This window comes from Kaistia sp. SLG-1 (genome assembly GCF_059699055.1).
In genome coordinates this window covers 2,474,465-2,500,966 of sequence record NZ_AP048544.1, presented here as the reverse complement: position 1 = coordinate 2,500,966, position 26,502 = coordinate 2,474,465, and the positions used below count along the sequence as shown (strand labels likewise).

Here is a 26,502-nt window from a genome sequence, read left to right as displayed (position 1 = left end):
GCACCAACCCAACTGACATAACGCTGTCAGTTGGGTATGCTTATATTGGCAGCATCGAAGATGTCGGCGAGGATCCCGCCATGAACAGCAACGTGCTCGAAATCAGCTCCTATTCGCTCGTGCCGGGCATCGACGAGCGCCAGTTCGTGCGCGCCGCCGATGACGCGATGGGCATCCTGCGCCGCCAGCGCGGTTTTCTCGCGCGCAGCATCGCCAAGGCCGAGGATGGCAGTTGGACGGAGATCGTCCACTGGCTCGACCGCGACTCGGCCCGCGACGCCAGCGCGCGGCTCGCCGCCAATCCCGACGCCGCCGCCTTCTCGGCCCTGATCGACACGCCAACGCTGCAGCGCGGCTACTACCCCGTCGCCTATTCCGGCTGACGCGATGCGGCGCGCCGACCGCCTGTTCGACATCGTGCAGATCCTGCGCGGCGCGCGCCTCAGGACGGCGCAAGAGATTGCCGACAGCCTCGAGGTTTCGGTTCGGACGGTCTATCGCGACATCGACGCGCTGGTGGCGACCGGTGTGCCGATCGAGGGCGAGCGCGGGGTGGGCTATGTCCTGCGTGGCACCCTGCTGCTGCCGCCCCTCGCCTTCTCGCAGGCGGAACTGGAAGGGCTGGCGCTCGGCGCGCGCTTCGTCGAGGCCTGGGCGGATCCGGAGCTGGCCGCCGCGGTCCGCGAGGCGTTGGTCAAGATCGACGCGGTGTTGCCGGAAGCGCGGCGCGGCGAGATCTGGCGCGACGCGGTGCAGGTCAAGTCGCCCGCCCTGATCGCGGCCGCCAATGCGCAGCTTCCCCTGTTCCGGCAGGCGATCCGGCAACGGCACAAGATGCAGCTGAACTATCGAAGCGCGACCGAGGCGCTGACCGGCCGGGTCATTCGCCCGCTGGCGATCGAGGCCTGGGGCCACGCCTGGACGGCGACGGCCTGGTGCGAGCTGCGCGAGGATTTCCGCATGTTCCGCCTCGACCGCATCGTCGATGCGGAGATCCTCGACGAGGTCTTCAAGCCGGAAAAGGGCCGCACGCTGGCCGACTACATGAAGCGGCTGCGGGAAGAAGGGCGGAGGCCCTAGCCGCATCCGGCTCTAGCGCACAACAAGGCCCTCACCCTGCCCTCTCCCGCAAGCGGGCGAGGGTTTGGGCCGGCGCGCTTCATCGGCCTCCAACGCGGCGACAAGCGCAGGCGATCCCCCTCTCCCGCTTGCGGGAGAGGGTTGGGGTGAGGGTCTGTCGACCGCTCGCTTCAGCAAATCAGCGCGGGAATTCGATTCCCATCTCGCGGTAGCGCTCGGGATCGTCGCCCCAGTTCTCGCGAACCTTGACGAACAGGAACAGGTGCACCGGCCGCTCGGCCATCTCCTGGATCTCGGTGCGCGCCGCCATCGAGATCGCCTTGATCGTCTCGCCGCGATGGCCGATCACGATCTTCTTCTGCCCGTCGCGCTCGACATAGATGGTCTGCTCGATCCGGGTCGAACCGTCCGGCAAATCCTTCCAGAGCTCGGTCTCGACCGTCGACTGGTAGGGCAGCTCGTCATGCAGGCGCAGGAACATCTTCTCGCGCGTGATCTCGGCGGCGAGCTGCCGGATCGGCAGGTCCGAGATCTGGTCTTCCGGATAGAGCCACGGCCCTTCCGGCACGCGCTGCGCCAGATAGGCCATCAGATCCTTGCAGCCGTGGCCCTTGAGCGCCGAGATCATGAAGGTCTGCTCGAACTTCACGGTCTGGTTGGCCTTGGCCGCCATCTCCAGCAGCGCGGTGTGCGGCACGGTGTCGATCTTGTTGATGACCAGGATCTTCGGCTGGCCGACCGCCGCCACCTTGTCGAGGATCTGCGCCGTCTCGCTCTTCTGGTAGCGCTCGGCGTCGATCAGAACGCAGACCAGGTCCGCATCCTTGGCGCCGCCCCAGGCGGTGTCCACCATGGCGCGGTCGAGGCGACGCTTCGGCTGGAAGATGCCGGGCGTATCGACGAAGATGATCTGCGACGCGCCTTCGAGCGCGATGCCGCGCATGATGGCGCGCGTCGTCTGCACCTTGTGGGTGACGATCGAGATCTTCGTGCCCACCAGCTGGTTGAGGAGCGTCGACTTGCCGGCGTTGGGCGCGCCGATCAGCGCGACAAAGCCGCAGCGCGTCGGGGTCTCCGCGGGATTCACCAGATCAGACGACATTGGCTTCTTCTCTCCATACGCCCTGGGCGCGCAGCACGGCAGTCGCCGCCTTCTGCTCCGCCTCGCGCCGCGAACGGCCCGAACCGAGGACGACAGGCATGCCCTCGATCTTTACTTCCACTTTGAAATGCGGCGCGTGGTCAGGCCCGCTCCGCTCGGCGATTTCGTATTTCGGGGCGGGCAGACCGCGCCCCTGGACCCATTCCTGCAGCGTCGTCTTGGCGTCGCGCAGCGGGCCCGTCCAATTCAGCATGCGCTTGCGCCAATGCCGGTCGATGAAGGCCCGCGCCGCCGGAAAACCGCCATCGACGAAGATGGCGCCGATGACGGCCTCGCAGACGTCGCCCAGGATGGCGGCCTTGCGCCGGCCGCCGGACTGCACTTCGCCGCCGCCGAGCCGGATCCAGCTGCCGAGATCGATGTCGAGCGCCACTTCGGCGCAGCTCTCGTTACGCACCAGCCCGGTCAGCCGGCGGGCGAGCTCGCCCTCGTCGGCTGCCGGAAATGCCTCGAGCAGCATATCCGCGATGACGAGCGCGAGCACGCGGTCGCCCAGGAACTCCAGCCGCTGATAGCTCTCGCCCGGCGTCAGGTGGCTCTCCGCCACCGCGCTCGCATGTGTCAGAGCCCGAACCAGATGACCGCGGCTCGAAAACCGATGACCAATCCTTTCCTCGAGACGCTGCAGCGGTTCTTCGGATGCCAAGCTCAGATCACCTTGAAAAGTCGGTCAAAACGAATGGTCCACGGCCACTTCCAGAACTGCCAGGCCTGGGCGCCCTCCTCGACGGAGAAGAAGACCATGCCGGCGCGGCCGACGAAATTCTCGAAAGGAACGTAGCCCACAGCCCCCAGAACGCGGCTGTCGGTGGAATTGTCGCGATTGTCGCCCATCATAAAATAGTGATCGGGCGGGACTTCATAGACGGGGGTGTCGTCGGAAAAGCTGCGCGGATCGAGGTCGAGCACCGTATAGCTGACGCCGTTCGGCAGCGTTTCCTTGTAGCGCGGGACGTGGGTCTGGGTGCCGAACTCGTCGGTGGTGACGTAGTCGTCGATCTTTTCCTTCGGCACCGCCGTGCCGTTCAGATACAGCACGCCGCCGATCATCTGCACCTTGTCGCCCGGCAGGCCGATCACGCGCTTGATGTAGTCGACCGAGGGGTCGCGCGGCAGCTTGAAGACGGCGACGTCGCCGCGCTCCGGCGGCGTGGCCCAGATCCGGCCCGAGAACAGGTCCGGCGCGAAGGGGATCGAATATTTGCTGTAGCCGTAAGCGTATTTCGAAACGAACAGATAGTCGCCGACAAGCAATGTCGACTTCATCGATCCCGACGGAATATTGAACGGCTGGAACAGGAAGGTCCGGACGATCAGCGCCAGGATGAGCGCATTGACGACGATCTTGACGGTCTCGCCCATGCCCCCGCGCTCGGCCTTGTATTTGTCGCCCGCCACGCTCATGCGTCCTTCCGATCCGTCTTTCGTGCAGCCCACCGTATGGCAGAAGCAGGTTCATACCGAGTCGCCGACGCCGGCGCAACGCATGGCCCGACATCGCCCAGAAATAGCGTTCGCGGCGGGAAAAACGCCCGCCGGCCGAGTGGAGAGGCCGATGCCCGAACCGCCTGTCAGGCCGGGTCCGGCAGCGCCTCGATGATCACGAAGGCCTGCGCCAGCGGATAGTCGTCGGTGATGGTCAGATGGATCGCGGCATGATGGTTCGGCGGCATCATCCGGGCCAGTTGCGCCGCCGCGCCGCCCGTCAGCGCCATGGTCGGCTTGCCGCTCGGCAGGTTGACGACACCCATGTCGCGCCAGAAGACGCCGTGATTGAGGCCGGTGCCGAGCGCCTTCGAGCAGGCCTCCTTGGCCGCGAAGCGCTTGGCGTAGGACGCCGCCCGCTCGGCACGTCTGTCCGACTTCTTCTGCTCGATCTCGGTGAAGACGCGCTCGGTGAAACGCGTGCCGAAGCGTTCGAGCGTCTTCTCGACGCGACGGATGTCGATCAAATCGCTGCCGAGCCCGATGATCATGACAGCGCGTCCGCCTGGGCGCGGGCCTCGTCCATGAGACGGCGCATTGTGCGGATCGACTGTTCGAGGCCAACGAAGATCGCCTCGCCGATGAGGAAATGGCCGATATTGAGTTCGCGGATGACCGGAATGGCAGCGATCGGCTGCACCGTATCGAAGGCGAGGCCATGGCCGGCATGGATCTCGAGCCCGAGGCTGGCGCCATAGCGGGCGGCATCCTCGATGCGGGCGCGCTCGCGCTCGAAAGCCTCCGGCCCGTCCTCGATCGCCTCGCAATAGGTTCCCGTATGCAGCTCGACCACCGGCGCGCCGAGCGCGACCGCGGCGTCGATCTGCCGGCGATCGGCGGCGATGAACAAGGAGACGCGAATGTCGGCGCTTCCGAGCTCGCGAACGAGGGGCAGCAGATGGGCGAGCTGGCCGGCGGCGTCGAGACCACCTTCCGTCGTCCGCTCCTCGCGCCGTTCCGGCACGATGCAGGCGGCGTGCGGCCGGTGCCGGAGCGCGATGTCCACCATCTCGCGCGTCGCCGCCATCTCAAAATTGAGCGGCAGGGCGATCTCGGCGCGCAGGCGCTCGATATCGCTATCGATGATGTGGCGCCGGTCCTCGCGAAGATGCGCCGTGATGCCGTCGGCGCCGGCGGCCGCCGCCAGCTGCGCCGCCCGAACCGGATCCGGATGCACGCCGCCGCGGGCGTTGCGGACCGTCGCGACGTGATCGACGTTGACGCCAAGGCGGAGTTCGTTGCGGACAGTCACGACGCGATCCCTTTCAATCAATGCCGGCGATGGCCGTGCAAGGCGCTCCGCCGCACGGCGAATCTCTGCCGACGCGACGACTGGAAACTCTTCGCCGCCATATAGACGAGAACATAGGAGATCGCACCCAGAACGAGTGCGATCGGGATGGCGCCGATCAGCATCGGCTCGATGATCGGCCAGATTTCGCGCCAGGAATCGGTCAAGAGCTTGTGCGCTAGGTGGTCGAAGTCGATCGGGTCCGGACGCTGGCCGAACCAGCCGAGGATCAGGCTGCCGGTCTCGAAGGTGCCGAGCCAGATGAACGGGAAGGTCAGCGGGTTGCCGAGCGAGGTGCCGAGCACGGCCGCGAGCACATTGCCCCGGACGAGGAAGGCGACGGCGAGACAGAGCAGGTAGTGAAAGCCGAGGAACGGCGTGATCGCCAGCGCGACGCCGACCGCGAAACCCGCCGCGATCGAATGCGGCGTGTCCGACAGCCGCATCAGGCGCTTGCGGTAGTAGAGCGACGTTCGCGCCCACCCTCCCCTCGGCCACACGAACTGGGCCAGCTTCTGGTGTGGCTTCAGGGGACGGCGACGACGAAACAGCATGGAATGCAGCGATCGTGCTCTGCGCGACGGCCTCAGGCGAGGCTGCGGCTTCCCGGCTTTACCGGCGGGATGGCGGCGAGTTCCGGCGGCAACTGGTCCACCGGGTAGGCAGGCACCTTGTAGCGGGTCAGCGCTACCAAGGGAACACCGACTTCCGCCTCGCCGTCGGAGCGATCGATGAGGCAGGCGGCGGCGACGACATTGCCGCCGATGGCGCGGATCGCGCTGATGGTTTCGCGGATCGAAAGGCCGGTGCTGACGATGTCCTCGACGACGACGATCCGGGCATTCTCCGGCAGCTCGAAGCGGCGCAGGCGGAATTCGCCCTGCTCGCGCTCGACCCACATCGCCGGGACGCCGAGATGACGGGCCGTCTCGTAACCCGGGATCAGGCCGCCGAGCGCCGGCGACACGATCAGGTCGAACTCGACGCCGGATTCGCGGATCTTCTCGGCAAGCGCCTTGCAGAGGCGCTCCGTCCGGTCCGGATACATGAAGACGCGGGCCTTCTGCAGGAAGATCGGGCTGCGCAACCCAGAGCTCAGGATGAAATGGCCCTCGAGCAGAGCGCCGGACGCGCGGAACACATCGAGGATTTCAGCTTGATTCATTCGGTATCCAGTCCAGATCTTGCCGTCGCGGCCGTCAGGCGTTGACGCGGTTGGCGGCGCTCACAACGTGACGTTCGCGGAGATCGCTCAAAAGGCGGTTGAGGTGCTTCAGGTCCCAGACTTCCAGATCGATCGCCAGCTCCGAGAAATCGGGGGCGCTCTTGACGATCCGGAGGTTGGAGATGTTGCCGTCATTGTCGGCGATGATCTGGGCGATCTGCGCCAGCGTGCCGGGCTCGTTGATCGCCGTCACCTCGATGCGGGCGGGGAAACGCTCGCGATTGGCGGCGTCGATGTCCCACCGGACATCCAGCCAGCGGTCGGGCTCGTCATCGAAATCCTTCAGCGCGGGCGACTGGATCGGATAGATCGTGATCCCCTCGCCCGGCGTCATGATGCCGACGATGCGGTCGCCCGGCACGGCGCCGGCTTCCGGTGCGAAGCGGACCGGCATGTCGCCATGCAGGCCGCGGATCGGGATCGCCGGCAGCTCCGACGGCGTCTCGCCATTGGGCACGCGGAACATCATGCCCGAGCCCTTCTTCAGCCCGAACCAGCCCGGCTCGCCGCCCGTGCCGTTGCCGCCCTTCGGCACGGCCGCGCGCTCTTCCTTGTGGTCGGGATAGACGGCCTTCAGCACGTTGACGGACTGGATCTCGCCGCGACCGACGGACGCCAGCATGTCCTCGATGTTCTGCTGCGCCAGGCGCGGCAGCGCCGCCTTGAGGCGGTCCTCGGAGAAATCGCGGCCGGCGCGCTCGAAGGCGCGTTCGACGATCTTGCGGCCGAGGCCGGCATATTGCTTGCGGATCGCGGTACGGGCGGCGCGCCGGATCGAGGCACGGGCCTTGCCGGTGATGGCGATCGATTCCCAGGCGGGCGGCGGCACCTGCGCCTTGGAGCAGATGATCTCGACCTCGTCGCCATTATGCAGCTCGGTCGTGAGCGGCATCATCCGGCCGTTGATCTTGCAGCCGACGCAGGTATCGCCAATGTCGGTATGCACCGCATAGGCGAAGTCAATCGGCGTGGCGCCGCGCGGCAGCGCGATCAGACGGCCCTTCGGCGTGAAGCAGAACACCTGGTCGTGGAAGAGCTCGAGCTTGGTGTTCTCGAGGAACTCTTCCGGCGTATCGCCCTCGGCCAGCATCTCGACGGTGCGGCGCAGCCAGGTATAGGCGCGGCTCTCGTCCGACAGGTTGCCGTTGCCCTTGTCCTTGTAGAGCGCGTGCGCCGCGATGCCGTATTCGGCGACGTCGTTCATCTCGCGGGTGCGGATCTGCAGCTCGACGCGTTGGCGCCCCGGCCCGACCACGGTCGTGTGGATCGACCGGTAGTCGTTCTGCTTCGGCGTCGAGATGTAGTCCTTGAAGCGGCCCGGCACCGTCGGCCAGGTCGTGTGCACGATGCCGAGCGCGGCGTAGCACTCGGCCGTCGTCCCGAGGATGACCCGGAAGCCGATGATGTCGGAGAGTTGTTCGAACGAAACCGCCTTCCGCTCCATCTTGCGGAAGATCGAATAGGGTCGCTTGGTCCGGCCGAACACCTTGGCCTGCATGCCGTATTTTTCGAGCTTTTCGCGGAGATCCTTCTCGATCTCCTCGATCAGGGTCTCGTTTCGGCTGCGGACCTCGGCAAGCCTTGTGGTGACGGCGAGATGCGCCTCGGGATTGACGACCGCGAAGGCGAGCTCCTCGAGCTCCTCGCGCATGTCGTGCATGCCCATGCGGCCGGCGAGCGGCGCATAGATCTCCAGCGTCTCCTCGGCGATCCGGCCGCGCTTCTCCTCCGGCATGAAGTGGAGCGTGCGCATGTTGTGCAGCCGGTCGGCCAGCTTCACCAGCAGAACGCGCACATCCTCGGAGATGGCGAGCAGGAGCTTGCGGAAATTCTCTGCCTGGGCGGCCTTCTTGGTCACCAGGTCGAGGCGCTTGATCTTGGTCAGGCCCTCGACCAGGCGGCCGATGTCCTCGCCGAACATGCCGTCGATCTCGGCGCGCGTCGCGTCCGTATCCTCGATCGTGTCGTGCAGCAGCGCGACGGCGATCGTGGAATCGTCCAGCTTCAGATCGGTGAGAATGCCGGCGACTTCGAGCGGATGCGAGAAGTAGGGATCGCCATTGGCGCGGCGCTGCGAGCCATGCTTCTGCATGGCGTACACATAGGCCTTGTTCAAAAGCCCCTCGTCGGCTTGCGGATTGTACCGCTGGACCCGTTCGAGGAGTTCATATTGGCGCATCATGGCGCGGCTTCCGCGGGCATACGAATAGGCCGGGCATGACCCGGCCAAAAGGCTATCCGTTCATATAGGATAGCGAACGAGGCTAAACGACAAGCGGTTCAGCCCTGCTGCGGCGCGAAGCCTCAGAAATCGTCCTGCTTGTCCGGCGGAACCATGTTCTCGAGACCGCGCAGCAGATCCTCTTCCGACATGCGGTCGAAAGCGACGCCATTGTCCTCGTCGGCCGAATCGTCGGCGAGCAGCTGGAGGTCCTGCTCGGGCTCGTCGACCTCGACATACTTCTGCAGCGAATGGATCAGGTCTTCCTTGAGATCATCCGGGTGGATGGTCTCGTCGGCGATCTCGCGCAGCGCAACGACGGGGTTCTTGTCGTTGTCGCGATCGATGGTCAGCGGCGAGCCGCTGGCGATCATGCGAGCACGATGGCCGGCAAGGAGGACCAGCTCGAAGCGGTTCTCGACCTTGTCGACGCAATCTTCCACGGTGACGCGCGCCATGTCAGGTCTCCTGTTCGGGAAAGTCTGGGGTTCAAGCGCGCATGAATAAGAGCGTGGCCGTTGAATTGCAAGAGTTTATACGGCGCACCCAGCCCGCTACGGCGGGACGCGATGCGGCCCGGCGGGACCGAGGCCTGCTGGTAGACCGTTTGCCGACGCCCTGCGCACCCTATATGGATTCAATATTGCACTTTTGAGTCGGCCGCCGCCGACCGCTTCGTCATTCTTTCTATTATTGTCTGGATTATTGGGTCCTCAAATGTTCGACGCACGCGAGAAGATTGCGCTCTTTATCGATGGCGCCAATTTGTACGCCGCCGCCAAGGCACTGGCGTTCGACATCGACTACAAGAAGCTTCTGGTCGAGTTCCAGTCCAAGGGCTACCTGATGCGCGCCTATTATTATACGGCGCTGTCGGAGGATCAGGAGTACTCCTCGATCCGGCCGCTGATCGACTGGCTCGACTACAACGGCTACACGGTGGTGACCAAGCCGACCAAGGAATTCTTCGACGCCGCCGGCCGCCGCAAGGTCAAGGGCAACATGGACATCGAACTCGCCGTCCACGTCATGGAAGTGGCCGAGCATGTCGACCATGTCGTGCTCTTCTCCGGCGACGGCGATTTCCGCTCGCTGGTCGAGGCCGTGCAGCGCAAGGGCCGCAAGGTGTCCGTCGTCTCGACGCTCTCGACACAGCCGCCGATGATCGCCGACGAGCTCAGACGCCAGGCCGACCATTTCATCGACCTGGTCAGCCTGCAGAACCGCATCGGCCGCGATCCGTCTGAGCGGGCGCACCGCAGCGCCGAGCGGCAGCACGCGAGCGGCGGCAATTTCGACGACGAATTCGACGACGAGATCTGAGTACGGGCCTGACTGGTGACTCTGTCTTCCTCGGATCCTGGCCGCGACTGCCCGCTCTGCCCTCGCCTCGTCGCCTTTCGCGAGGAATGGCGCGCCAGGCAGCCGGACTGGAACAACGCGCCCGTCCCGTCCTTCGGGGTGGATGACGGGCGCCTGCTGATCGTCGGGCTGGCGCCGGGCTTGCGCGGCGCCAATCGCACCGGCCGCCCGTTCACCGGCGACTATGCCGGCGACCTCCTCTACCAGACGATGATCGAGTTCGGTTTTGCGCGTGGCGTATTCGAGGCGCGGCCAGACGACAGCCTGACCCCGATCGACACGGCGATCACCAATGCCGTGCGCTGCGTGCCGCCCGAGAACAAGCCGACGACCGACGAGATCCGCACCTGCCGCCCCTATCTCGGCGCCACGATCGACGGCATGCCGCGGCTGCGGGCGATCCTCGCGCTCGGCAAGATCGCGCATGACAGCATCGTCGTCGCCCTGGGCGAGAGGATGGCCCGCCGGAAGTTCGCCCACGGCGCGCAACATAATATCGGCAGCCTTACCGTCTTCGACAGCTATCACTGCTCGCGCTACAATACGAACACCGGCGTGCTGACGACGGACATGTTCCGCTCGGTGTTCTCGGACATGCGCGAGTTCCTCGGCGCCGACCCGCGCTGACCGTCCCGACAGGCCGTCACCTCTCCTCCACGCGACCACAGACCGGCCGCATCGAGACGCGATGGGCCTTCGCGGGCGCTGCTCTCACTTCCCTCGACCAGCCAATCGCTTAGCCATCTCAACCGACCTCCCACGACCCCGATCGAGGCGACCGTCCGCGTCGGAGCCCCGTCCGCGTCGCCGTTCCCCGCAGAAACCCTTGTTTCTGCTTGCCAAACAGCGGGTGCTGTAAAATAGCAACTAAAGCTTACAATCACCCATACATATCGGAAGCTTGGCTGTTTTTGAGTTACGTGAATCATCTTCCCAGCTAAGTTCACCTGACTTTCGAAGAGTGATTTGGAGAAAGTCCTGTCCGTTTCCCATGGGGGGTCACGGACAGCTCATTGGCTGGGGGAACTGGGGCAGCATGCCGCTTCGAAGCGCCTGAATAGGCGCAGCCGGGGCCGCGACGCTTCTTTCGATCCCCTGACAACTAGAGGTCAGGTTTCATGAACTTTAAGTCCATTCTGCTCGGCTCGGCCGCAGCAATCGTGCTCGCAGGCGGCGCTCAGGCTGCCGATCTCACGGTCGCCGAGCCGGTCGATTACGTGAAGGTCTGCGACGCCTTCGGTTCGGGCTTCTTCTACTCCCCCGGCACGGACACCTGCATCAAGATCGGCGGCTACGTCGAGTTCGGCACGTCCTTCGGCGGCGGCGACCGCAGCCCGCTGGACAAGAACGACAACAACAACTGGGGCAACTTCTACACGGAAGTTTCGATCCAGCTGACGGCTTCGTCGGTCACGGAATACGGCAACCTGACCGGCTTCATCGACTACCGCGCCAAGACCGGCAACAAGACCGGCGCCGGCAACGACCTCGCCGACTTCCTCAACGAGTCGACCAATTCGACCTACGTTGACAGCGCCTACCTCGAGCTCGGCCCGCTCAAGGCTGGTTACTTCACGTCGCTGTTCGACTTCGGCCGCGGCTATGACGACACCGGCATGTTCGGTTCGGACTCGACCACCGACCACATCCAGCTGACCTATGCCGTCAACGGCTTCGGTCTGGCCATCTCGGTCGAAGACCAGCGCGATCGCAGCTCCGTCGGCAGCCTGGTCGACGCGAACGGCAATGTGTTCGCCGGCAACGACAACATTCCGGACATCATCGGCGCCGTCACCTACTCGTCGGGCATCTTCAGCGCGAAGGTCGCTGGCGCCTACACGAAGACGGCCGTGGACTTCAACACGCGCGAGGGCAAGAGCGGCTGGGCCGTCGGTGGTGGTCTCGAGGTCGCACTCGACAGCGTCTCGGCTGGTGATCGCTTCTTCGTGTCGGCTGCTTATGGCGACAACGCCAACTCGTTCACCGGTATCTCGGGCGGCACCTCGGTCGTCGGCTCGCTCGGCCTCGACGACAACCTCTTCTCGGCCGCGTCCGGCAAGAGCTGGAGCGCGCTCGCTTCGTACAAGCACGTCTGGACCCCGCAGCTCTGGTCGTCGCTCTCGGGCGGCTACGCCAGCTTCGACGGCTCGGGCAGCATCGACAACGTGAAGGTCGACGCATGGCGCGTTGGCTTCAACACCGCCTACGCTCCGGTCAAGGGCCTCGAGCTTGTCGCCGACATCTTCTACACGGACGTCGACATCAAGAACAACCCGCTCCAGGGCATCGCAGACGACGGCGACTCCTGGACCGCCAACCTGTTCCTGAAGCGCTCCTGGTAATCCAGGTCGCCTCGGCGATATCGCGTCCGGTGGAGCGATCCACCGGGCGCCCGGAATGACGAAGGCCCCGCCGTTTTTCGGCGGGGCTTTTTTGTTGCCTGAACGCCAAAACGAAAAGCCCGGCCGCATCGCGACCGGGCTTTCTCAACTCAATCCGTGGATGCGAGGGCGCGTCAGCCCTTGTCGCGCATCAGGCGGCCCTTCTCGCGGTTCCAGTCGCGCGCCTTCTCCGCCTGTCGCTTGTCGTGCTGCTTCTTGCCGCGCGCCAGCGCGATCTCGACCTTCGCCCGCCCCTTGTCGTTGAAATAGATCTTGAGCGGCACGATCGTCATGCCCTCGCGCTGCACGGCCTGCGAGAGGCGCGCGATCTCCTTCTTGTGCAGGAGCAGTTTCCGCGGACGGCGCGTCTCGTGGTTGAACTGGTTGGCCTGCAGGTATTCCGGGATATAGGCGTTGAACAGCCAGACCTCGCCGCCCTTCTCGGCAGCATAGGAATCGCCGATCGTGCTGCGCCCGCCACGGAGAGACTTGATCTCCGTGCCGGTCAGCATGATGCCTGCTTCGTAGGTCTGGCCGATCTCGAAATCGTAGCGTGCGCGTCGATTGTCGGCGGCAAGCCGATAACGCGGATCGCCGGTGCCGCTACTCATGATTCATTGCCTTCAGTTGATCAGGCCCGCATGCGCAAGGGCGCTGCGGATGGCCGTCTTGGTGGGGTCGGAGATGCCGACCAGCGGCAGGCGGACGCGGTCTTCCATGCGGCCGAGCAGCGACAGCGCGTACTTCACGCCCGTCGGGTTCGGCTCGATGAAGATCGCGTGATGCAACGGCATCAGCCGGTCCTGATAGGTCAGCGCGCGGGCGAAGTCACCCGCCATGCAGGCCTCCTGGAACTCGGCGCAGAGACGCGGCGCGACGTTGGAGGCGACGGAGATGCAGCCATGGCCGCCATGGGCCATGAAGCCAAGCGCCGTGCCGTCCTCGCCCGAAAGCTGCAGGAATTCCGGCCCCATCGCCTGACGCTGCAGGCTGACGCGGTCGAGCTTCGCCGTCGCGTCCTTGACGCCGATAATGTTCTTCAGCTCGAACAGGCGCGCCATGGTCTCGACCGACATGTCGATGATTGAGCGCGGCGGGATGTTGTAGATGATGATCGGAATGCCGATGGCGTCGTTGATCGCCTTGTAGTGCTGGTACAGGCCTTCCTGATTGGGCTTGTTGTAGTAGGGCGTGACGACGAGGACGGCGTCGGCGCCGGCCTTCTCGGCGTGGCGGGCGAGGTCGATCGCCTCGGCCGTATTGTTCGAACCGGCACCGGCGATCACCGGGACGCGGCCGCCCGCGACCTCGATTGTGATCTCGACGACGCGCTTGTGTTCCGCGTGCGACAAGGTCGGGCTTTCGCCGGTCGTGCCGACGGGCACGAGACCGTGGGTACCCTCGGCGATCTGCCAATCGATGAAGGAACGCAGCGCGTCCTCATCGACCGAACCCTCTCGCATCGGGGTGACCATGGCCGTGATCGAACCCTTGAACATCGCGCGCTTCCACCTTTTGCCGTCAATTGGCCGAATTCCGCCCGGATCATGACCGATGGCGGATCGGTCCAACATGCTTTGTTTTGTGCTCTAACTTGGGCGGCGAACATAATCGCTGCCCCTTGGCAGGGCAACACCTCCGCATTGGACGGCAGGTTGCGTCAAGCCTTTGTTCACCATGACCGCGTAGGGTCGAGGCTGCTTGTACGAGTTGGTGTGCGTCGAGCGGGCTTCGTCAGAGCGCTATCGGGATATTCGTCCAGGATGGAGCTGCCGGAGGCGCGGAACGAAACGAGAGGTGATGACATGGTGATGAAAGCGGATCGCAGCTGGCAGCGTCGTGGATGGATGCTGACCCAGGCAGCAGGTTGCGCTCTGATCAGCCTTGGCATCCTGGGCGACGCCATCGCCTCGACCACGCCCCTTCCCCGCTCCAACCCCTCCCGCGGCGCCGACGTGTCCGGGGAAATCATCACCTCCGGTATCACCCCCGTCGCCAAGCCGTCGCGGCCGGCCAATGCCGGTGCCGCCTCGCAGGCCAACGATCTCGTCGAGCGTCTTTCGCCGAGCCAGCTCGGCCTCGACGCCGCCCTGAAGCTCATCGACAGCGGACAGATCGGCAAGGCGCAGGCGCTCGGCCGGATGATGCCGGACAAGACCAACCAGGACATCATCGCCTGGCTCGTGGCCCAGAGCGGCAGCCCGGACGTCCCCGTATCGCAGATTACGCAGGTGGCGCAGGAGCTCTCCGATTGGCCGGGACAGGCGCTGCTGCGCCGGCGCGCCGAGCAGGCGCTGACGCGCATGAACGCCGATCCCGCCACCGTCATCGGCGCCTTCGGCGGAACCCAGCCGGGTTCGGACGAGGGCACGCTACTGCTGCTGCGCGCCTATGTCGGCGCGGGCCGCACCAAGGACGCCGCCGCCCTGCTCCGCCCGAAGTGGCGCAAGGATTCGTTCTCGCAGAGCACCGAAGCGACGATCCTGAAGGAATTCGGGGGACTGCTGACCACCGCCGATCACAAGACGCGGATGGACAAGTTCTTCTATGACAACGACGCGGCCGAGGGCCTCGCCATGGCCAAATTGCTGGGTGGCGACATCCAGCAGCTGGCGGCGGCCCGCGCGGCCGTCATCCGCAAGGACAAGAACGCCGGGGCCCTGCTCGAGAAGGTGCCGGCGCGCCTGCGCAAGGATCCGGGCTACATCTACTCCAAGGTGCAGTATCTGCGCCGGGGCGAGAACTACCGCGAGGCGGCGGCCCTGATGCTGACGGCGCCGCGCGACGGCGCCGCCCTTGTCGACCCCGACGCCTGGTGGATCGAACGGCGCGTGCTCTCTCGCGAACTGCTCGACCTCGGCAACGCCAAGCTCGCCTACAAGCTGGTATCGGAACATGCGGCGGAATCGAGCAGCAACCAGGCCGATGCCGAGTTCCATGCCGGCTGGTACGCGCTGCGTTTCCTGAACAGCCCCGCCGTCGCCCGCCGGCACTTCCAGGCGATCCAGCAGGTCTCGAGCATGCCGCTGAGCCAGTCGCGCGCCGAGTACTGGCTCGGCCGCACGGCGGAAGCCTTGGGCGAGAAGGCCGAGGCCACCGCGCAGTACCGCCTCGCCGCCGCCTATCCCACGACCTTCTATGGCCAGCTGGCCGCCTCCAAGCTCGGCGTCAAGCAGCTGAAGCTCTCGTCGCCGCCGACGGCGGACAGCGCGCTCCAGAAGCGCTTCAACAGCCGTCCGATGGTCCAGGCGGCGCAGCGCTTCGCCGCTGCGGGCTACAATGACCGCTCGCGGGCCTTCTACGTCCGGCTTTCCGAGACCCTGACCAATCCGGCCGAGATGGCGCTCCTCGCCCAGATGGCGGAAAAGCGGGGCGACCACCAGCTGGCGCTGCAGGTCGGCAAGAAGGCCTATACGCGCGGCCTGCCGGTCGAAACCCTCGCTTTCCCGACGGCGGCGATCCCGCGCTCGGTGAAGACCACCAGCATCGAGAAGTCGATCGTCTACGCCATCGCCCGCCAGGAGAGCGCCTTCAATCCCGGCGCCGTCAGCCATGCCGGCGCGCGCGGCCTGCTCCAGCTGATGCCCGGCACGGCCAAGGTCGTGGCCAAGGCGGCCGGCCTGCCCTATTCGCTGGACCGTTTGACGAGCGACGCCGGCTACAACGCCACCATCGGCGCGGCCCACCTGGCCGAGCTCGTGAACGGCTTCAACGGCTCCTACATCATGTCGTTCGCCGCCTATAACGCCGGCCGCAGCCGCGTCACCAAGTGGGTCCAGCAATATGGCGACCCGCGTGATCCCAATGTCGACGCCGTCGACTGGATCGAACGGATCCCCTTCAGCGAGACGCGCAACTACGTCATGCGCTGCATGGAGAACCTGCAGGTCTACCGCGCCCGCCTCGGCGAGCCGGCCCTCGTGATCAACCGCGACCTCAATCGCGGCGGCCGCAGCTAACTCCTCTCAAGGAAACCTGACCGGACGGGCCCCATCCCGTCCGCGCTATGCGGATCATCGTGGCGTGCCTCTCACGCATCGCCGCGTCACGGCTCGCGGCGATGATCCGCCGAATTCTCGGAGTTTTCCCCCTCACGCGGCCCGGGATCGGGCGATGCGGCTGCCGGCTCCTCGACTGCCGCCACGACCGCGGCCGCGCCCGTCTCGGATGAGACTGCCGCGTTCTCGGCGGACTTCCTGCGTCTGGCGCGGGGCTTTGCTTCCCGCGTACCGCCATCCTTGCTCGCTGCCCGCTTCTTTCGGGCTGGCTTGGCCGATGCGTCGCCCGTCGAAGCCTCCTCGCCGTGAGGCTCCTCTGCCGACGCCCGCTCCTCGAGCGCCACCGTTTCCGCCACCGCCTCTGCTTTCACCTTCGACCGCTTCGGGCGCGATTTCGGCTTGGCGGCCACTGGAGCCTTGCGGACGCGCTCGGGCACGACGATCGGCTCGTCGGAGCTGGCGAAATGCATCGCCTGCCCGACCCAGTCCTTGCTGACAATGGCATCGCCGACCTGCAGATAGGCGGCGATCCAGGCGACCTCCTGCGGCGTCCAGGAGGCGATCTGGCTGAAATGATAGATGCCGACCTCGGCGAGGCGGCCGGCGTGGCGCTTCGTCAGGCCGACGATGGCGTGCAACGGATCGGCGACGCCATGGCGAGGACCCGGCAGGGGAAGTGGCTGGAAGCCGCTGGCATCGCCATGCGAGGTCGGATCGGATGCTGTCGCCGGATCGAGGTGGGCGTAGGCGTAGGAGACGGGCGGCAGCAGCTCGGCTTCGGCCAGCCTTTCCGACGGGAACGGATCGATCTCGAGGGGTCCCGACGCAAGCGATTCCATGACGGGATGGACCTCCGGAATGACCGGGACCGGAACCGGGCTGAAGTCCGGCGGCGGGACGGGAACCGTCTGCGGCAGGATCGCAGGCACGGTGCCGCGCCAAGGCAACAGAATGCGCTCGAGCGCGCGGACCACCCGATCGATCCCGCGAATGAGGCTCGCCTGCGCGCGGTTCGCGCCGGTCAGCGCGATCGCCCGATGGAAGATCGATCCGACCAGGGCTCCCAGAATGAAGCAGCCGGCCAGCGCCGCCCAGATCTCCGCCGCGTGCAGGATCATGGCGCGGTGCCTCCATCGGACGAATGCGCGCGGCGGCTCGAGCCGAGCGCCCACCAGCCGACCAGGAAGCCGAAACCGCCGGCCGCCGCCAGGAATGGCCAGTAGTTTACGATCACATAGGCCATGCCGCCTCCTACTGTCCAACGATGCCGAATTCGATGCGCCGGTTCTGCGCTCGGCCGGAAGCCTTCGAGTTCGACGCGATCGGCCGACTGCTGCCATAACCGATCGGGTTGAGACGCTCGCGCCGGACGCCATCGGCGACCAGGTGGTCGACCACGGCATTGGCGCGCTCGACGCTCAGCGCCTGATTCTTGCGCGTCCCGCCCTGCGAATCCGTATGGCTGCCGATTTCGACCGTCGCGATCGGGCAGCGCTGGACGATCGCCGCGATCCGGTCGAGAAGGCCGTAGCTGCCGGGAAGGATCCGCGCCGTGCTGCCGTCGAACTGGACCTTCTCGCGGTCGGCCTCCGCGCGCAGGGCCAATTGGCATTGCGGGCCCGTCAACGGATCGCCTCCGACGGCGACCATCAGCGACGAGGCGATCTCGAAGCCCGGCGGCAGATCCGACTTGACCGTCGCCTCGATCGCGCCGCGCGCGCCCTCTGACACCGCCACCCCGGACAGCGAGAGTTTCTGGTCGACGAGGTCGAAGCGCCCGCCCTGCAGGCGGCTCACCGCCTGCAGCGCGACGTCGACCGCCTCGACGAAGCCGTCCGGCGCGCCGCCGGCGAGCAGCAGCCGCAACTCGATCCTGTCGGAGCCGAATTTCGGCCGCGCCACCGCGACGATCTTCTGCACGACCTCATCGGTCGGGACATAGCCGCTCAGCGTCAGCGTCTCCGAGCCGCGCGCCGCCGCGAAGACGAAAGGCGACACGGCGCCCGGCGATACCGCCGAACGGCGCAGCTCCATGCTGGCGGGCAGGATCTTCTTGAGCGCCTCGGTCAGGCTCGAATAGGCGGCCGAGGACGAGGCCTCGCCGACGATGTCGTATTTCCGGCCGGTCAGCGAGACGAAGCCCTTGTCGAGCTGCGCCAGCTGCGTCAGCGCGAATTTGAGCGCGCCGATCCAGTCCATCTTCGGATCGCCGTCGGCGACGCGAACGTGATCGACGATCGAATGCTCGGGAAAGAGCTTCGCCGCCATGCCGAGGACCTCGTCATGCGCCGCCACCGACGGCACATAGCCGGTCAGGACCAGGCTGTCGCCGGTATGGTCGGCCCGCCAGACATAGGGATCCACGGCCGCCGGCAGCAGATCGATCGTACCGATGCCGATGCCGACCGGCCGCTTGCTGCGACGCGCCTCGATCTCGGCAAGCGCCATCTCGTAATCGGCAACCGTCTTCGCCTTGGCCTCGACGGAGAGCAGCGATCCGTCGATGACGATACGCCCCTGGCTGAAGCGGGCCAGCTGGTAGGCGGAGAACACGGCGGCGAAGGCGAAGCCGTCCGGCACGCCGGAGGCGAGCTGCGTGGTATCCTCCACGGGCGTTCCGGGCAACGCCGTCGCGAGCGCGTCGGCGATATCCCGCCGGACCGCGACGGAGGGCACGAAGCCGGTGAGCTTGACCGAGGTGCCGTCATAGTCCGCGACCCAGGAGAAATTCTCGCTTCGCGGCGGCAGAACCCGGACGTTCCGCAATTGCCCACCCGCCGGCACGCCGCCGGACAGGGCCTGCGCCGCCAGCGCGAAGTTCGCCTCGTCCCGCGCCGTGCCGTCGACGGACAGGCTGGAGCCGGTCAGCGTCACCGTGCCGATATCGAGCTCGGCGAGCCGCTGCAGCGCGAAATCGACGAGAGCGAGGTAGCCGGAGGGCTGGCCGCGCGCCAGAACCAGGGTGCCGTCCAGCGTCACCGAGGGCAGGACGCGGGCAACGGATGCCAGCACGGCCTGCCGCGCCTCTTCGGAAGGAGCGTAGCCGGTGATGGCGACGCCGCTCGCGGTACGCGTCGCCGACCAGATATAGGGCGACTGGAGCGGGATGATGCCGCTGCCGTCGACCACCCGATCGACGCCCCAGACGCGGCCGGCCGATTCGACGGCCAGGCGCTGCGCCAGCAAGGTCGGCGACGTGCCCATGACCGTGACGGAGCGACCGCTCACCTTGCCGGTTGCCCAGGGCTGGCCGTCGATGGCCAGCTGCGCGTCGACACGCTCGCCGATGTCGCGCGCGACCCGGCCGGACGTCATGAACAGGGCAAGAAGCGTCAGGATCGTCACGATGACGAGGCCGGGAATCAGGCACAGGCGCCATGCGCTCATCGCCGAAGTACTCCCCGCGTCCGGCGCGCATCGGCAGGCAGCCTCGACAACCAGGCTGACAAGGCGCGTTGCTTCGCGCTGCTTTCCATGTCGCCTCCCTCCCGAACGCCGGAGCCCGCGCCAGAGAAGGCTCCGGTTCGGCTGACGAGTGCTGGGGACGATCCTCGCCGAATTGGCCGAGGCGCCGCAAGCGCATGTAAGCCGTCATCCCCGGCAAGCTTGCCCGGGCGACGATGCAGATGGCGTGTGTTGCTCGAATGTCGGGCGCGAACCGCGCGCTTACTGGACGCTCGGCGGGTTCTTGCCGATCCAGTCATCCGCCATGGCAAGGGCGGTGCGTCGCTCCGTCTCCGTCGCAACGGAGAAGGCCTGTTCCTGCAGCTTCTGGATCCAGCCGTCTGTCGCCGGGGCGCGATCCCGCGCGATCGTCAGGAACATGAGGCCGACGACCGGCTGCCGCGTGACGCCGTCGCCTTCGAACAGCATGTGCCCGAGAAGGGCCTGGGCACCGACATTGCCCTTGTCGGCGGACAGCTTGGCCCAGCGAGCGGCCTGGCGCGGATCCCGGTCGCCGCCCTCGCCGTCATAATACATGCGGGCGAGATTGAGCTGGGCGTCGGAGTCGCCGAAATAGGAGGCGGCGTAGGAGAACATCTGACGCGCGCGGCCGAAATCCGGCTGGACGCTGTTCGGGATGCCATCGCGATAGTAGGAGCCGAGCGCGACGAACGCATTGGATACGAAGCGCGCGGACGGCGCGTTCGGATTGTCGTCGGCATGGGCGTCGGCGACTTCGCTGAACAGCTCGAAGGCCTTCACGTCGTTCTTGGTGAGGCCGTCACCCTCGGCATACATCCGCCCGAGCTTCCACTGGGCGACCGCGTGTCCCTTGTCGGCGGCAAAGGTCAGCGCTTCGACCGCCGTCGTCTTGTCGCCCTGCTTGTAGGCGTTGAAGCCGAAGCGGAAGGCCTCCACCGGCGTCGCGTTACGGTCGAGCGTACGGGCGTCGAGGGCCAGCGCCTGTCCCGACCACGCACCGAGCCCGGCCAGGACGGACATGCCAAATAGGGCGACGCCGCCGAACGCGTTATAGAATCGCATTGCACGTCATACCATGCTTGCCGCCCGCGCCCGCCGACGGCCAAAGGGCCATCAGGGTCGTCGAAGCGAAGTTCTCTTTCCGTTCCGCGACGTCGCGGAAATTTCGATTTCCGGAAATATGGGACTGGTTTCGGGCGAATCCGAGGCGGTTGCAGGCGCGTTTGACTACGCGCGCCATCACAGCTCCGTGTACCGCTGAAGACCAACAAGATTTTGTGCCGACAATACGCAAGGTTTGTCCTATCCGCCCCCGGATGAAAGCGACGGTCGTTTCACTTTATGGCTGAAAGGCGGCAATTGCGGCGGGCCGGTAGCCCCGGCGGCGAGATGCGAAACCAGTGTTGCGGGACCGCAACATGGAATCGTAGCGGGACCGGGCAATACGTCGTCAGGGTTGTCGGCCGGCCTGGCGCCGGAAAGCGGCCGGCGGCTCGCGTCAGAATGAACAAACGAGGAACACACTCGCGCCCTCGCATGAGGCGTGGCAAAATTCCGTCTTGATTCGCCGCCTCCATCACGCCATTGCACGGGCCACACAACAACGGATGACCATGGCAGAGATCGACGACCTATTCGGAGCCGGTGGAACCGCGCGCGCAGTGAAGCCGGCAGAGACGCCCCGCGAAGAGGCCGCCCCGCGGCGTACGGCGGCGCCACTCGCGGCCGAAGGCAGCTATTCCGCCGCCGACATCGAGGTCCTCGAGGGGCTCGAGCCGGTGCGTCGTCGCCCCGGCATGTATATTGGCGGCACCGACGAGAAGGCGCTGCATCACCTGTTCGCCGAAGTGATCGACAATTCGATGGACGAGGCCGTGGCCGGCCACGCCACCTTCATCGATGTCGAACTCTCGGCCGATGGCAGCGTGACGGTCACCGACAATGGCCGCGGCATCCCGGTCGACCCGCATCCGAAGTTCAAGGACAAGTCGGCGCTCGAAGTCATCATGACGACGCTGCATTCCGGCGGAAAGTTCGATTCCAAGGTCTACGAGACCTCGGGCGGCCTGCACGGCGTCGGCGTCTCCGTGGTCAATGCGCTGTCGGAACTGCTGGAAGTCGAAGTCGCGCGCGGCAAGCGGCTCTATCGCCAGACCTTCTCGCGCGGTCATCCGACCTCGACGCTCGAAGCGGTCGGCGAGGTCCACAATCGTCGCGGCACCAAGACCCGCTTCAAGCCGGATCCGCAGATCTTCGGTGCCGAGGCCCATTTCAAGCCCTGGCGCCTGTTCGCCATGACCCGCTCGAAGGCCTATCTGTTCGGCGGCGTCGAGATCCGCTGGACCTGCGCGCCGGAACTGCTGGATCCCGAGGGCGCGACGCCGCCGTCGGCGGTCTTCCACTTCCCCGCCGGCCTGAAGGACTTCCTGGCGGCCGAGCTCGGAGCCGAGAAGACGATCACGTCGCAGATCTTCGCCGGCCGCACCGACAAGGCGAGCGGGCACGGCGCGGCGGAATGGGCGATCGCCTGGTATCCGGGCGACGGCTATGTCCGCTCTTACTGCAACACGATCCCGACCGCGGAAGGCGGCACGCATGAGCAGGGCCTGCGCATGGCGCTGCTGCGCGGCCTCAAGGCCTATGCCGAGCTCTCCGGCAACAAGCGCGCCGCCGCGATCACCGCCGAGGACGTGATGACGTCCTGCGCGGCGATGCTGTCGGTCTTCGTGCGCGAGCCGGAATTCGTCGGCCAGACCAAGGACAAGCTGTCGACGGCGGAAGCGACGCGCATCGTCGAGAAGGCGATCGGCGATCCGTTCGACCATTGGCTGGCGGCAGCGCCGCAGGAAGCCTCGCGCCTGCTCGACTGGGTCATCGAGCGCGCCGAGGAACGGCTGCGCCGGCGGCAGGAAAAGGAAGTCAACCGCAAGACGGCGGTGCGCAAGCTGCGCCTTCCCGGCAAGCTGGCGGACTGCAGCCAGAGCGCGGCCCAGGGCAGCGAGATCTTCATCGTCGAGGGTGATTCCGCAGGCGGCTCCGCCAAGCAGGCGCGCAATCGCACCAGCCAGGCCGTCCTGCCGCTGCGCGGCAAGATCTTGAACGTCGCCAATGCCGGCCGCGAGAAGATGGCGCAGAACCAACAGCTGGCCGACCTGATGCAGGCGCTGGGCGTCGGCGCGCGCACCCACTATCGCGACGACGATTTGCGCTACGACAAGGTCATCATCATGACCGACGCCGACGTCGACGGCGCCCACATCGCCTCGCTGCTGATCACCTTCTTCTATCGCGAGATGCCGTCCCTGATCGACAAGGGGCACCTCTATCTCGCAGTGCCGCCGCTCTATCGCATCAGCCAGGGCGGCAAGACGCTCTACGCCCGTGACGACCAGCACAAGGAAGACCTGCTGGCGACCGAATTCAAGGGCAAGGGAAAGGTCGAGATTGGCCGCTTCAAGGGCCTCGGCGAGATGCTGCCCGGCCAGCTCAAGGAGACGACGATGGATCCCGGCAAGCGCACCTTGCTGCGCGTCGGCATCGTTGACGGCGATATCTCGCTCACCCAGGATGTCGTCGAACAGCTGATGGGCAACAAGCCGGAGGAGCGCTTCCGCTTCATCCAGGAGCGCGCCGTCTTCGCCAAAGAGCTCGATATCTGAACGCGACACGGGATTGTCGCGGTTCGACGCCAAACTCGTCCAGGGACCTTTTGCCCGTCCCCGGGATCGCTCGATGTGGATCCCGTTTCAAGGAGGTTCAGAGATGACCGTTCGCGCGCTTTTGACGGCTTGTATCCTTACCGTGGCGACGGTCGCTCCCCTGCGCGCCGATCCGATCGCCGACAGCGTCGCCGCCATCGCCACCTCGGTTCAGGAGGTCCGCACGGCCGGCACCTGGGAGAAGGATGGCACCAAGGGGGTCTATCGCGTCGTCGTCGTGCGCAGCGGGCCCGAGCCGGTGGCGCGACTGTTCGTGCAGTGGCTGGCGAGCGGCGCCGACGGCGCGTTCACGGTCACCCGCACGGTCGACATCAAGGAATTGATCGAGCTGAAGCAGAATATCGGCGACTTCGTCATCGAGGCGGACGACGACGGCCTCAGCATCTTCCTGGAGATGATCAATCCGGCCGCCGATGGCGCGCGGGAGAGCTACGAGCTCTTCATCGGCGACGACGACAGCTATCGTTTCGGACCGGCCAGCAACTGACCTCCCGGCCGCGACAGCGAGGGAAATCGGCCCTTTTCGCCGAAACATTTGACAAGTCCACGCAAAATCTCGTATTTGCGTGCATCTTTCATCGATGGTGATGTGCTGGTTTGCCGTCCCGTCGGGCTCTGGGCCCTTTTTCAAAACATGACCTTCTCTACGCTCGGACTGAGCCCCAAGGTGTTGGCTGCCGTTGAGGCAAGCGGATACACCACGCCCACGCCGATCCAGGCAGAGGCGATCCCGCATGTGCTCTCTCGGCGCGATGTCCTCGGCATCGCCCAGACTGGCACGGGCAAGACCGCGTCCTTCACGCTGCCGATGATCACGCTGCTGGAGCAGGGCCGCGCCCGGGCGCGCATGCCCCGCACGCTGATCCTGGAGCCGACCCGCGAGCTCGCGGCGCAGGTTGAAGAGAACTTCAACAAGTACGGTCAGAACCACAAGCTCAACGTGGCGCTGCTGATCGGCGGCGTGTCGTTCAACGACCAGGAAAAGAAGCTCGACCGTGGCGTCGACGTCCTGATCGCGACGCCCGGCCGCCTGCTCGACCATTGTGAGCGCGGCAAGCTGCTGATGACCGGCGTCGAGATCCTCGTCATCGACGAGGCGGACCGCATGCTCGACATGGGCTTCATCCCCGACATCGAGCGCATCGCCAAGCTGATCCCCTTCACGCGCCAGACGCTGTTCTTCTCGGCAACCATGCCGTCGGAGATCCAGCGCCTCGCTGACACGTTCCTGTCGAACCCGGTCCGCATCGAGGTCGCCAAGCCGGCCACGACCGCGAAGACCGTGACGCAGGTGTTCGTGCATACCGGCCGCGAGGCGTTCGACAAGCGCGAGACTCTGCGCGAGCTGATCCGCGGCGCGACCGACCTGAAGAACGCGATCATCTTCTGCAATCGCAAGCGTGACGTCGCCGTCCTCGCCCGCTCGCTCGAGAAGCACGGCTTCTCCGTCGGCGCGCTGCATGGCGACATGGACCAGCGGGCCCGCATGGCGACGCTGGACGCGTTCAAGAACAACCGCCTGACGCTGCTGGTCGCCAGCGACGTCGCCGCGCGCGGCCTTGACATCCCCGATGTCAGCCACGTGTTCAATTTCGACATCCCGACCCATGCGGACGACTATGTCCACCGCATCGGCCGCACGGGCCGCGCCGGACGTTCCGGCACCGCCATGACGCTCGTCGCCCCGTCCGACCAGAAGTACCTGGCCGCGATCGAGAAGCTGACGGGCGACGGCGTGACCTGGATGAACGAGATCCAGCCGGCAAGCGCCTCGGACGAGGCGGCTCCCGCCGGTCGTGGCCGTGGTCGCAAGTCCGACGACTCCCGTGGCGAGCGCAAGCCGCGCGGCGGACGTTCGTCGTCGCGTCAGCAGGACAAGCCCCGCGCCGAGGCCGCCGTCGAGGCGACCGCAGAGGCGCCGGACGCCCCTGCAGCCGAGCCGGCACCGCGCGAGCGCAAGCCCGAGGCGGCTCCCCGTCGCGAGCGGCAGGAAGCCCCGCGCCAGCAGGACGCCGCCCGCCAGCAGGAAAATCCGCGCCGCGAGCGCGATCAGCGTGACCGCCCTGCCCGTTCCGATCGTCGCGATCGCAACGACAATGACGAGAAGGTCATCGGCCTCGGCGATCACGTGCCGCAGTTCCTGCTGCGCCCGGTTCGCGCGCCGTCCTCCTGATCAGCCCATATCGGCTGTCCGCCATGCCTCCGATCCCGCGAGGCATGGATATCTGGGCTATCCGCATCCCGGACGCCCCCTTCGGCATATGATGCCACGAAGCGTCGCCCAGGCCGCCCTCAGGCGCCCGCTTCCATTTCCCAAAAGTTCAGATTGATCCGGCAGAAGGTCCCGCTGCTCTCAGCGCGCCTTGGTCTGTCGACTTGCGCTCAGGCGAACCGCTGGGCGGACGGGGCATATCGCCCCGCGTCCGGTCATGCCGCGTTCCGGTGAGGCGGATCCCGCTTCACGTGTGAAAACGCGACCCGCCGCCGGATGAATTCAGCGAAACGATGAAGGCGCTAGAGCCGCGGAACGGCCCAGGCGACGAGTTCCTTCAGGACCTCGTCCAACGCCGCGTTGAGGCCGGCCACGGCCGCCGGCGCGGTATCCTCGGCGACGGGCACCGAGGCCTCGAACACCTTGGCCTCGACGACCTTGCCGTTGCGGTCGTTCATGATCTGCGCGAACAGCTCGATCTCGGCGAAGCGGCCCGAGGGCGTGACGTTGAACGCGAAGGTGCGGAGGTTGGTCAGGAGCTGGTAGTCGATCGACAGCCCCTCGCCCGGCCGGCCGATGGCGCGCACGCTCTTCGACTTCTCGAACGCCTGGATGATCCGGCTTTGAACCACGCGGGGCAGCGTGTCGGGGTATTGCGCGTTCGGGTAGTAGGCGACGAGCGAGCCGCGCGTCACGACGATGCGCTGGCTCGCCAGCGTCTGCAGCGCGAACGGCTCCGGCACGAGAACCTGGGCCGATGTGCGCCCCTTGACGGCCGGCGCCGACTGCAGCCCCGCCAGGTCATAGGTAACCGGCGGCGGCGAGGTCACAAGCTTGCTCACGCAGCCCGACAGCAGCGCCGCGCACAGGAGCGTCGAGAACATCCCTACAGTCCGGGATCGCTTCAGGAAGTGCATGGTCTGACGTGCCCCACTCTGCG

25 protein-coding genes are annotated in these 26,502 nt (G+C 66.1%); 9 read left to right on the top strand and 16 right to left on the bottom strand.

Annotated features, from left to right (window positions below; genetic code table 11):
• Positions 1–80: 80 nt before the first annotated feature.
• Together AC6HZP_RS11235 and AC6HZP_RS11230 are read left to right on the top strand one after the other, a co-directional pair.
• Positions 81–383 (top strand): hypothetical protein, encoded by a 303-nt coding sequence (locus AC6HZP_RS11235; protein WP_201403639.1) that lies wholly within the window; start codon positions 81–83, stop codon positions 381–383.
• Positions 384–387: 4 nt separating this feature from the next.
• The gene (locus AC6HZP_RS11230; RefSeq protein ID WP_201403638.1) at positions 388–1,080 is read left to right on the top strand and encodes a helix-turn-helix transcriptional regulator; all 693 of its coding nucleotides are present in this window, start codon (positions 388–390) and stop codon (positions 1,078–1,080) included.
• 178 nt (positions 1,081–1,258) lie between these two features.
• On the opposite strand, the gene era is transcribed toward AC6HZP_RS11230, so the two are convergent.
• The 9 genes from era to rpoZ form a co-directional block, all read right to left on the bottom strand.
• Entirely contained in the window at positions 1,259–2,182 is a 924-nt protein-coding gene (gene era / locus AC6HZP_RS11225) for a GTPase Era (protein WP_201403637.1), read from the bottom strand.
• Positions 2,172–2,870, bottom strand: coding sequence for a ribonuclease III (rnc, locus tag AC6HZP_RS11220; RefSeq protein WP_201404419.1), 699 nt, complete (start codon positions 2,868–2,870; stop codon positions 2,172–2,174). The genes era and rnc overlap by 11 nt, the downstream gene beginning before the upstream one ends.
• A 20-nt stretch (positions 2,871–2,890) precedes the next feature.
• Positions 2,891–3,646, bottom strand: coding sequence for a signal peptidase I (gene lepB, locus AC6HZP_RS11215; RefSeq protein ID WP_497526618.1), 756 nt, complete (start codon positions 3,644–3,646; stop codon positions 2,891–2,893).
• Positions 3,647–3,813: 167 nt separating this feature from the next.
• A complete protein-coding gene (gene acpS, locus AC6HZP_RS11210) occupies positions 3,814–4,218 on the bottom strand; it encodes a holo-ACP synthase (RefSeq protein ID WP_497526617.1) in 405 nt (134 codons plus the stop codon).
• Entirely contained in the window at positions 4,215–4,979 is a 765-nt protein-coding gene (locus AC6HZP_RS11205) for a pyridoxine 5'-phosphate synthase (protein WP_201403634.1), read from the bottom strand. The genes acpS and AC6HZP_RS11205 overlap by 4 nt, the downstream gene beginning before the upstream one ends.
• Before the next feature lie 17 nt (positions 4,980–4,996).
• Positions 4,997–5,572 (bottom strand): DUF2062 domain-containing protein, encoded by a 576-nt coding sequence (locus AC6HZP_RS11200; protein WP_201403633.1) that lies wholly within the window; start codon positions 5,570–5,572, stop codon positions 4,997–4,999.
• A 32-nt stretch (positions 5,573–5,604) separates the two neighbouring features.
• The gene (gene pyrE, locus AC6HZP_RS11195; RefSeq protein WP_497526616.1) at positions 5,605–6,183 is read right to left on the bottom strand and encodes an orotate phosphoribosyltransferase; all 579 of its coding nucleotides are present in this window, start codon (positions 6,181–6,183) and stop codon (positions 5,605–5,607) included.
• A gap of 34 nt (positions 6,184–6,217) precedes the next feature.
• Positions 6,218–8,425: a RelA/SpoT family protein gene (locus AC6HZP_RS11190; RefSeq protein ID WP_201403631.1), complete on the bottom strand. Its 2,208-nt coding sequence runs from the start codon at positions 8,423–8,425 to the stop codon at positions 6,218–6,220.
• A gap of 122 nt (positions 8,426–8,547) precedes the next feature.
• Positions 8,548–8,922: a DNA-directed RNA polymerase subunit omega gene (rpoZ, locus tag AC6HZP_RS11185; RefSeq protein WP_201403630.1), complete on the bottom strand. Its 375-nt coding sequence runs from the start codon at positions 8,920–8,922 to the stop codon at positions 8,548–8,550.
• 259 nt (positions 8,923–9,181) lie between these two features.
• On the opposite strand from rpoZ, the gene AC6HZP_RS11180 reads away from it, so the two are divergent.
• The 3 genes from AC6HZP_RS11180 to AC6HZP_RS11170 all read left to right on the top strand — a co-directional run bounded on the left by AC6HZP_RS11180 (position 9,182) and on the right by AC6HZP_RS11170 (position 12,168).
• Entirely contained in the window at positions 9,182–9,787 is a 606-nt protein-coding gene (locus tag AC6HZP_RS11180) for a LabA-like NYN domain-containing protein (protein ID WP_201403629.1), read from the top strand.
• Between the two features lie 15 nt (positions 9,788–9,802).
• Complete coding sequence (locus AC6HZP_RS11175; RefSeq protein ID WP_497526615.1) at positions 9,803–10,453, top strand: uracil-DNA glycosylase; 651 nt, start codon at positions 9,803–9,805, stop codon at positions 10,451–10,453.
• A gap of 491 nt (positions 10,454–10,944) precedes the next feature.
• The gene (locus AC6HZP_RS11170) at positions 10,945–12,168 is read left to right on the top strand and encodes a porin (RefSeq protein WP_497526614.1); all 1,224 of its coding nucleotides are present in this window, start codon (positions 10,945–10,947) and stop codon (positions 12,166–12,168) included.
• A 173-nt stretch (positions 12,169–12,341) separates the two neighbouring features.
• Here the strand turns inward: AC6HZP_RS11170 and smpB are convergent, their stop codons facing one another.
• Positions 12,342–12,818 carry an SsrA-binding protein SmpB gene (gene smpB, locus AC6HZP_RS11165; RefSeq protein ID WP_201403627.1) on the bottom strand — a complete coding sequence of 159 codons (477 nt, stop codon included), beginning with the start codon at positions 12,816–12,818 and terminating at the stop codon, positions 12,342–12,344.
• Positions 12,819–12,830: 12 nt separating this feature from the next.
• Positions 12,831–13,706, bottom strand: a complete 876-nt coding sequence (gene dapA / locus AC6HZP_RS11160; protein WP_201403626.1) for a 4-hydroxy-tetrahydrodipicolinate synthase — start codon at positions 13,704–13,706, stop codon at positions 12,831–12,833.
• 306 nt (positions 13,707–14,012) lie between these two features.
• On the opposite strand from dapA, the gene AC6HZP_RS11155 reads away from it, so the two are divergent.
• A complete protein-coding gene (locus AC6HZP_RS11155; RefSeq protein WP_497526613.1) occupies positions 14,013–16,166 on the top strand; it encodes a transglycosylase SLT domain-containing protein in 2,154 nt (717 codons plus the stop codon).
• Between the two features lie 86 nt (positions 16,167–16,252).
• On the opposite strand, the gene AC6HZP_RS11150 is transcribed toward AC6HZP_RS11155, so the two are convergent.
• The 4 genes from AC6HZP_RS11150 to AC6HZP_RS11135 form a co-directional block, all read right to left on the bottom strand.
• Entirely contained in the window at positions 16,253–17,323 is a 1,071-nt protein-coding gene (locus tag AC6HZP_RS11150; protein WP_497526612.1) for a helix-hairpin-helix domain-containing protein, read from the bottom strand.
• On the bottom strand, positions 17,320–17,448 hold the full coding sequence (locus tag AC6HZP_RS11145; protein ID WP_497526611.1) for a hypothetical protein: 129 nt from the start codon (positions 17,446–17,448) through the stop codon (positions 17,320–17,322). Before AC6HZP_RS11145 ends, AC6HZP_RS11150 begins: the two co-directional genes overlap by 4 nt.
• Positions 17,449–17,456: 8 nt before the next feature.
• Positions 17,457–19,592, bottom strand: a complete 2,136-nt coding sequence (locus AC6HZP_RS11140; protein WP_497526610.1) for an OmpA family protein — start codon at positions 19,590–19,592, stop codon at positions 17,457–17,459.
• Positions 19,593–19,871: 279 nt separating this feature from the next.
• Positions 19,872–20,693 carry a tetratricopeptide repeat protein gene (locus AC6HZP_RS11135; RefSeq protein WP_497526609.1) on the bottom strand — a complete coding sequence of 274 codons (822 nt, stop codon included), beginning with the start codon at positions 20,691–20,693 and terminating at the stop codon, positions 19,872–19,874.
• Positions 20,694–21,244: 551 nt separating this feature from the next.
• On the opposite strand from AC6HZP_RS11135, the gene parE reads away from it, so the two are divergent.
• The 3 genes from parE (at position 21,245) to AC6HZP_RS11120 (ending at position 25,523) form a co-directional block, all read left to right on the top strand.
• A complete protein-coding gene (gene parE / locus AC6HZP_RS11130; RefSeq protein ID WP_497526608.1) occupies positions 21,245–23,290 on the top strand; it encodes a DNA topoisomerase IV subunit B in 2,046 nt (681 codons plus the stop codon).
• A gap of 103 nt (positions 23,291–23,393) precedes the next feature.
• Positions 23,394–23,837, top strand: a complete 444-nt coding sequence (locus tag AC6HZP_RS11125) for a hypothetical protein (protein ID WP_201403619.1) — start codon at positions 23,394–23,396, stop codon at positions 23,835–23,837.
• A gap of 147 nt (positions 23,838–23,984) precedes the next feature.
• Complete coding sequence (locus tag AC6HZP_RS11120) at positions 23,985–25,523, top strand: DEAD/DEAH box helicase (RefSeq protein WP_497526607.1); 1,539 nt, start codon at positions 23,985–23,987, stop codon at positions 25,521–25,523.
• 341 nt (positions 25,524–25,864) lie between these two features.
• Here AC6HZP_RS11120 and AC6HZP_RS11115 read toward each other — a convergent pair whose 3' ends face one another.
• Positions 25,865–26,446, bottom strand: coding sequence for an ABC-type transport auxiliary lipoprotein family protein (locus AC6HZP_RS11115; RefSeq protein WP_497526606.1), 582 nt, complete (start codon positions 26,444–26,446; stop codon positions 25,865–25,867).
• Between the last annotated feature and the right edge of the window lie 56 nt (positions 26,447–26,502).

What these genes read in the sequence shown, in the direction of transcription:
- AC6HZP_RS11235 (WP_201403639.1), top strand. Translation starts at nt 81, where the DNA reads ATGAACAGCAACGTGCTCGAAATCAGCTCCTATTCGCTCGTGCCGGGC.
- AC6HZP_RS11230 (WP_201403638.1), top strand. Translation starts at nt 388, where the DNA reads ATGCGGCGCGCCGACCGCCTGTTCGACATCGTGCAGATCCTGCGCGGC.
- era (WP_201403637.1), bottom strand. Translation starts at nt 2,182, where the DNA reads ATGTCGTCTGATCTGGTGAATCCCGCGGAGACCCCGACGCGCTGCGGC.
- lepB (WP_497526618.1), bottom strand. Translation starts at nt 3,646, where the DNA reads ATGAGCGTGGCGGGCGACAAATACAAGGCCGAGCGCGGGGGCATGGGC.
- acpS (WP_497526617.1), bottom strand. Translation starts at nt 4,218, where the DNA reads ATGATCATCGGGCTCGGCAGCGATTTGATCGACATCCGTCGCGTCGAG.
- AC6HZP_RS11200 (WP_201403633.1), bottom strand. Translation starts at nt 5,572, where the DNA reads ATGCTGTTTCGTCGTCGCCGTCCCCTGAAGCCACACCAGAAGCTGGCC.
- pyrE (WP_497526616.1), bottom strand. Translation starts at nt 6,183, where the DNA reads ATGAATCAAGCTGAAATCCTCGATGTGTTCCGCGCGTCCGGCGCTCTG.
- AC6HZP_RS11190 (WP_201403631.1), bottom strand. Translation starts at nt 8,425, where the DNA reads ATGATGCGCCAATATGAACTCCTCGAACGGGTCCAGCGGTACAATCCG.
- rpoZ (WP_201403630.1), bottom strand. Translation starts at nt 8,922, where the DNA reads ATGGCGCGCGTCACCGTGGAAGATTGCGTCGACAAGGTCGAGAACCGC.
- AC6HZP_RS11180 (WP_201403629.1), top strand. Translation starts at nt 9,182, where the DNA reads ATGTTCGACGCACGCGAGAAGATTGCGCTCTTTATCGATGGCGCCAAT.
- AC6HZP_RS11170 (WP_497526614.1), top strand. Translation starts at nt 10,945, where the DNA reads ATGAACTTTAAGTCCATTCTGCTCGGCTCGGCCGCAGCAATCGTGCTC.
- smpB (WP_201403627.1), bottom strand. Translation starts at nt 12,818, where the DNA reads ATGAGTAGCGGCACCGGCGATCCGCGTTATCGGCTTGCCGCCGACAAT.
- dapA (WP_201403626.1), bottom strand. Translation starts at nt 13,706, where the DNA reads ATGTTCAAGGGTTCGATCACGGCCATGGTCACCCCGATGCGAGAGGGT.
- AC6HZP_RS11155 (WP_497526613.1), top strand. Translation starts at nt 14,013, where the DNA reads ATGGTGATGAAAGCGGATCGCAGCTGGCAGCGTCGTGGATGGATGCTG.
- AC6HZP_RS11150 (WP_497526612.1), bottom strand. Translation starts at nt 17,323, where the DNA reads ATGATCCTGCACGCGGCGGAGATCTGGGCGGCGCTGGCCGGCTGCTTC.
- AC6HZP_RS11145 (WP_497526611.1), bottom strand. Translation starts at nt 17,448, where the DNA reads ATGGCCTATGTGATCGTAAACTACTGGCCATTCCTGGCGGCGGCCGGC.
- AC6HZP_RS11140 (WP_497526610.1), bottom strand. Translation starts at nt 19,592, where the DNA reads ATGAGCGCATGGCGCCTGTGCCTGATTCCCGGCCTCGTCATCGTGACG.
- AC6HZP_RS11135 (WP_497526609.1), bottom strand. Translation starts at nt 20,693, where the DNA reads ATGCGATTCTATAACGCGTTCGGCGGCGTCGCCCTATTTGGCATGTCC.
- parE (WP_497526608.1), top strand. Translation starts at nt 21,245, where the DNA reads ATGGCAGAGATCGACGACCTATTCGGAGCCGGTGGAACCGCGCGCGCA.
- AC6HZP_RS11125 (WP_201403619.1), top strand. Translation starts at nt 23,394, where the DNA reads ATGACCGTTCGCGCGCTTTTGACGGCTTGTATCCTTACCGTGGCGACG.
- AC6HZP_RS11120 (WP_497526607.1), top strand. Translation starts at nt 23,985, where the DNA reads ATGACCTTCTCTACGCTCGGACTGAGCCCCAAGGTGTTGGCTGCCGTT.
- AC6HZP_RS11115 (WP_497526606.1), bottom strand. Translation starts at nt 26,446, where the DNA reads ATGTTCTCGACGCTCCTGTGCGCGGCGCTGCTGTCGGGCTGCGTGAGC.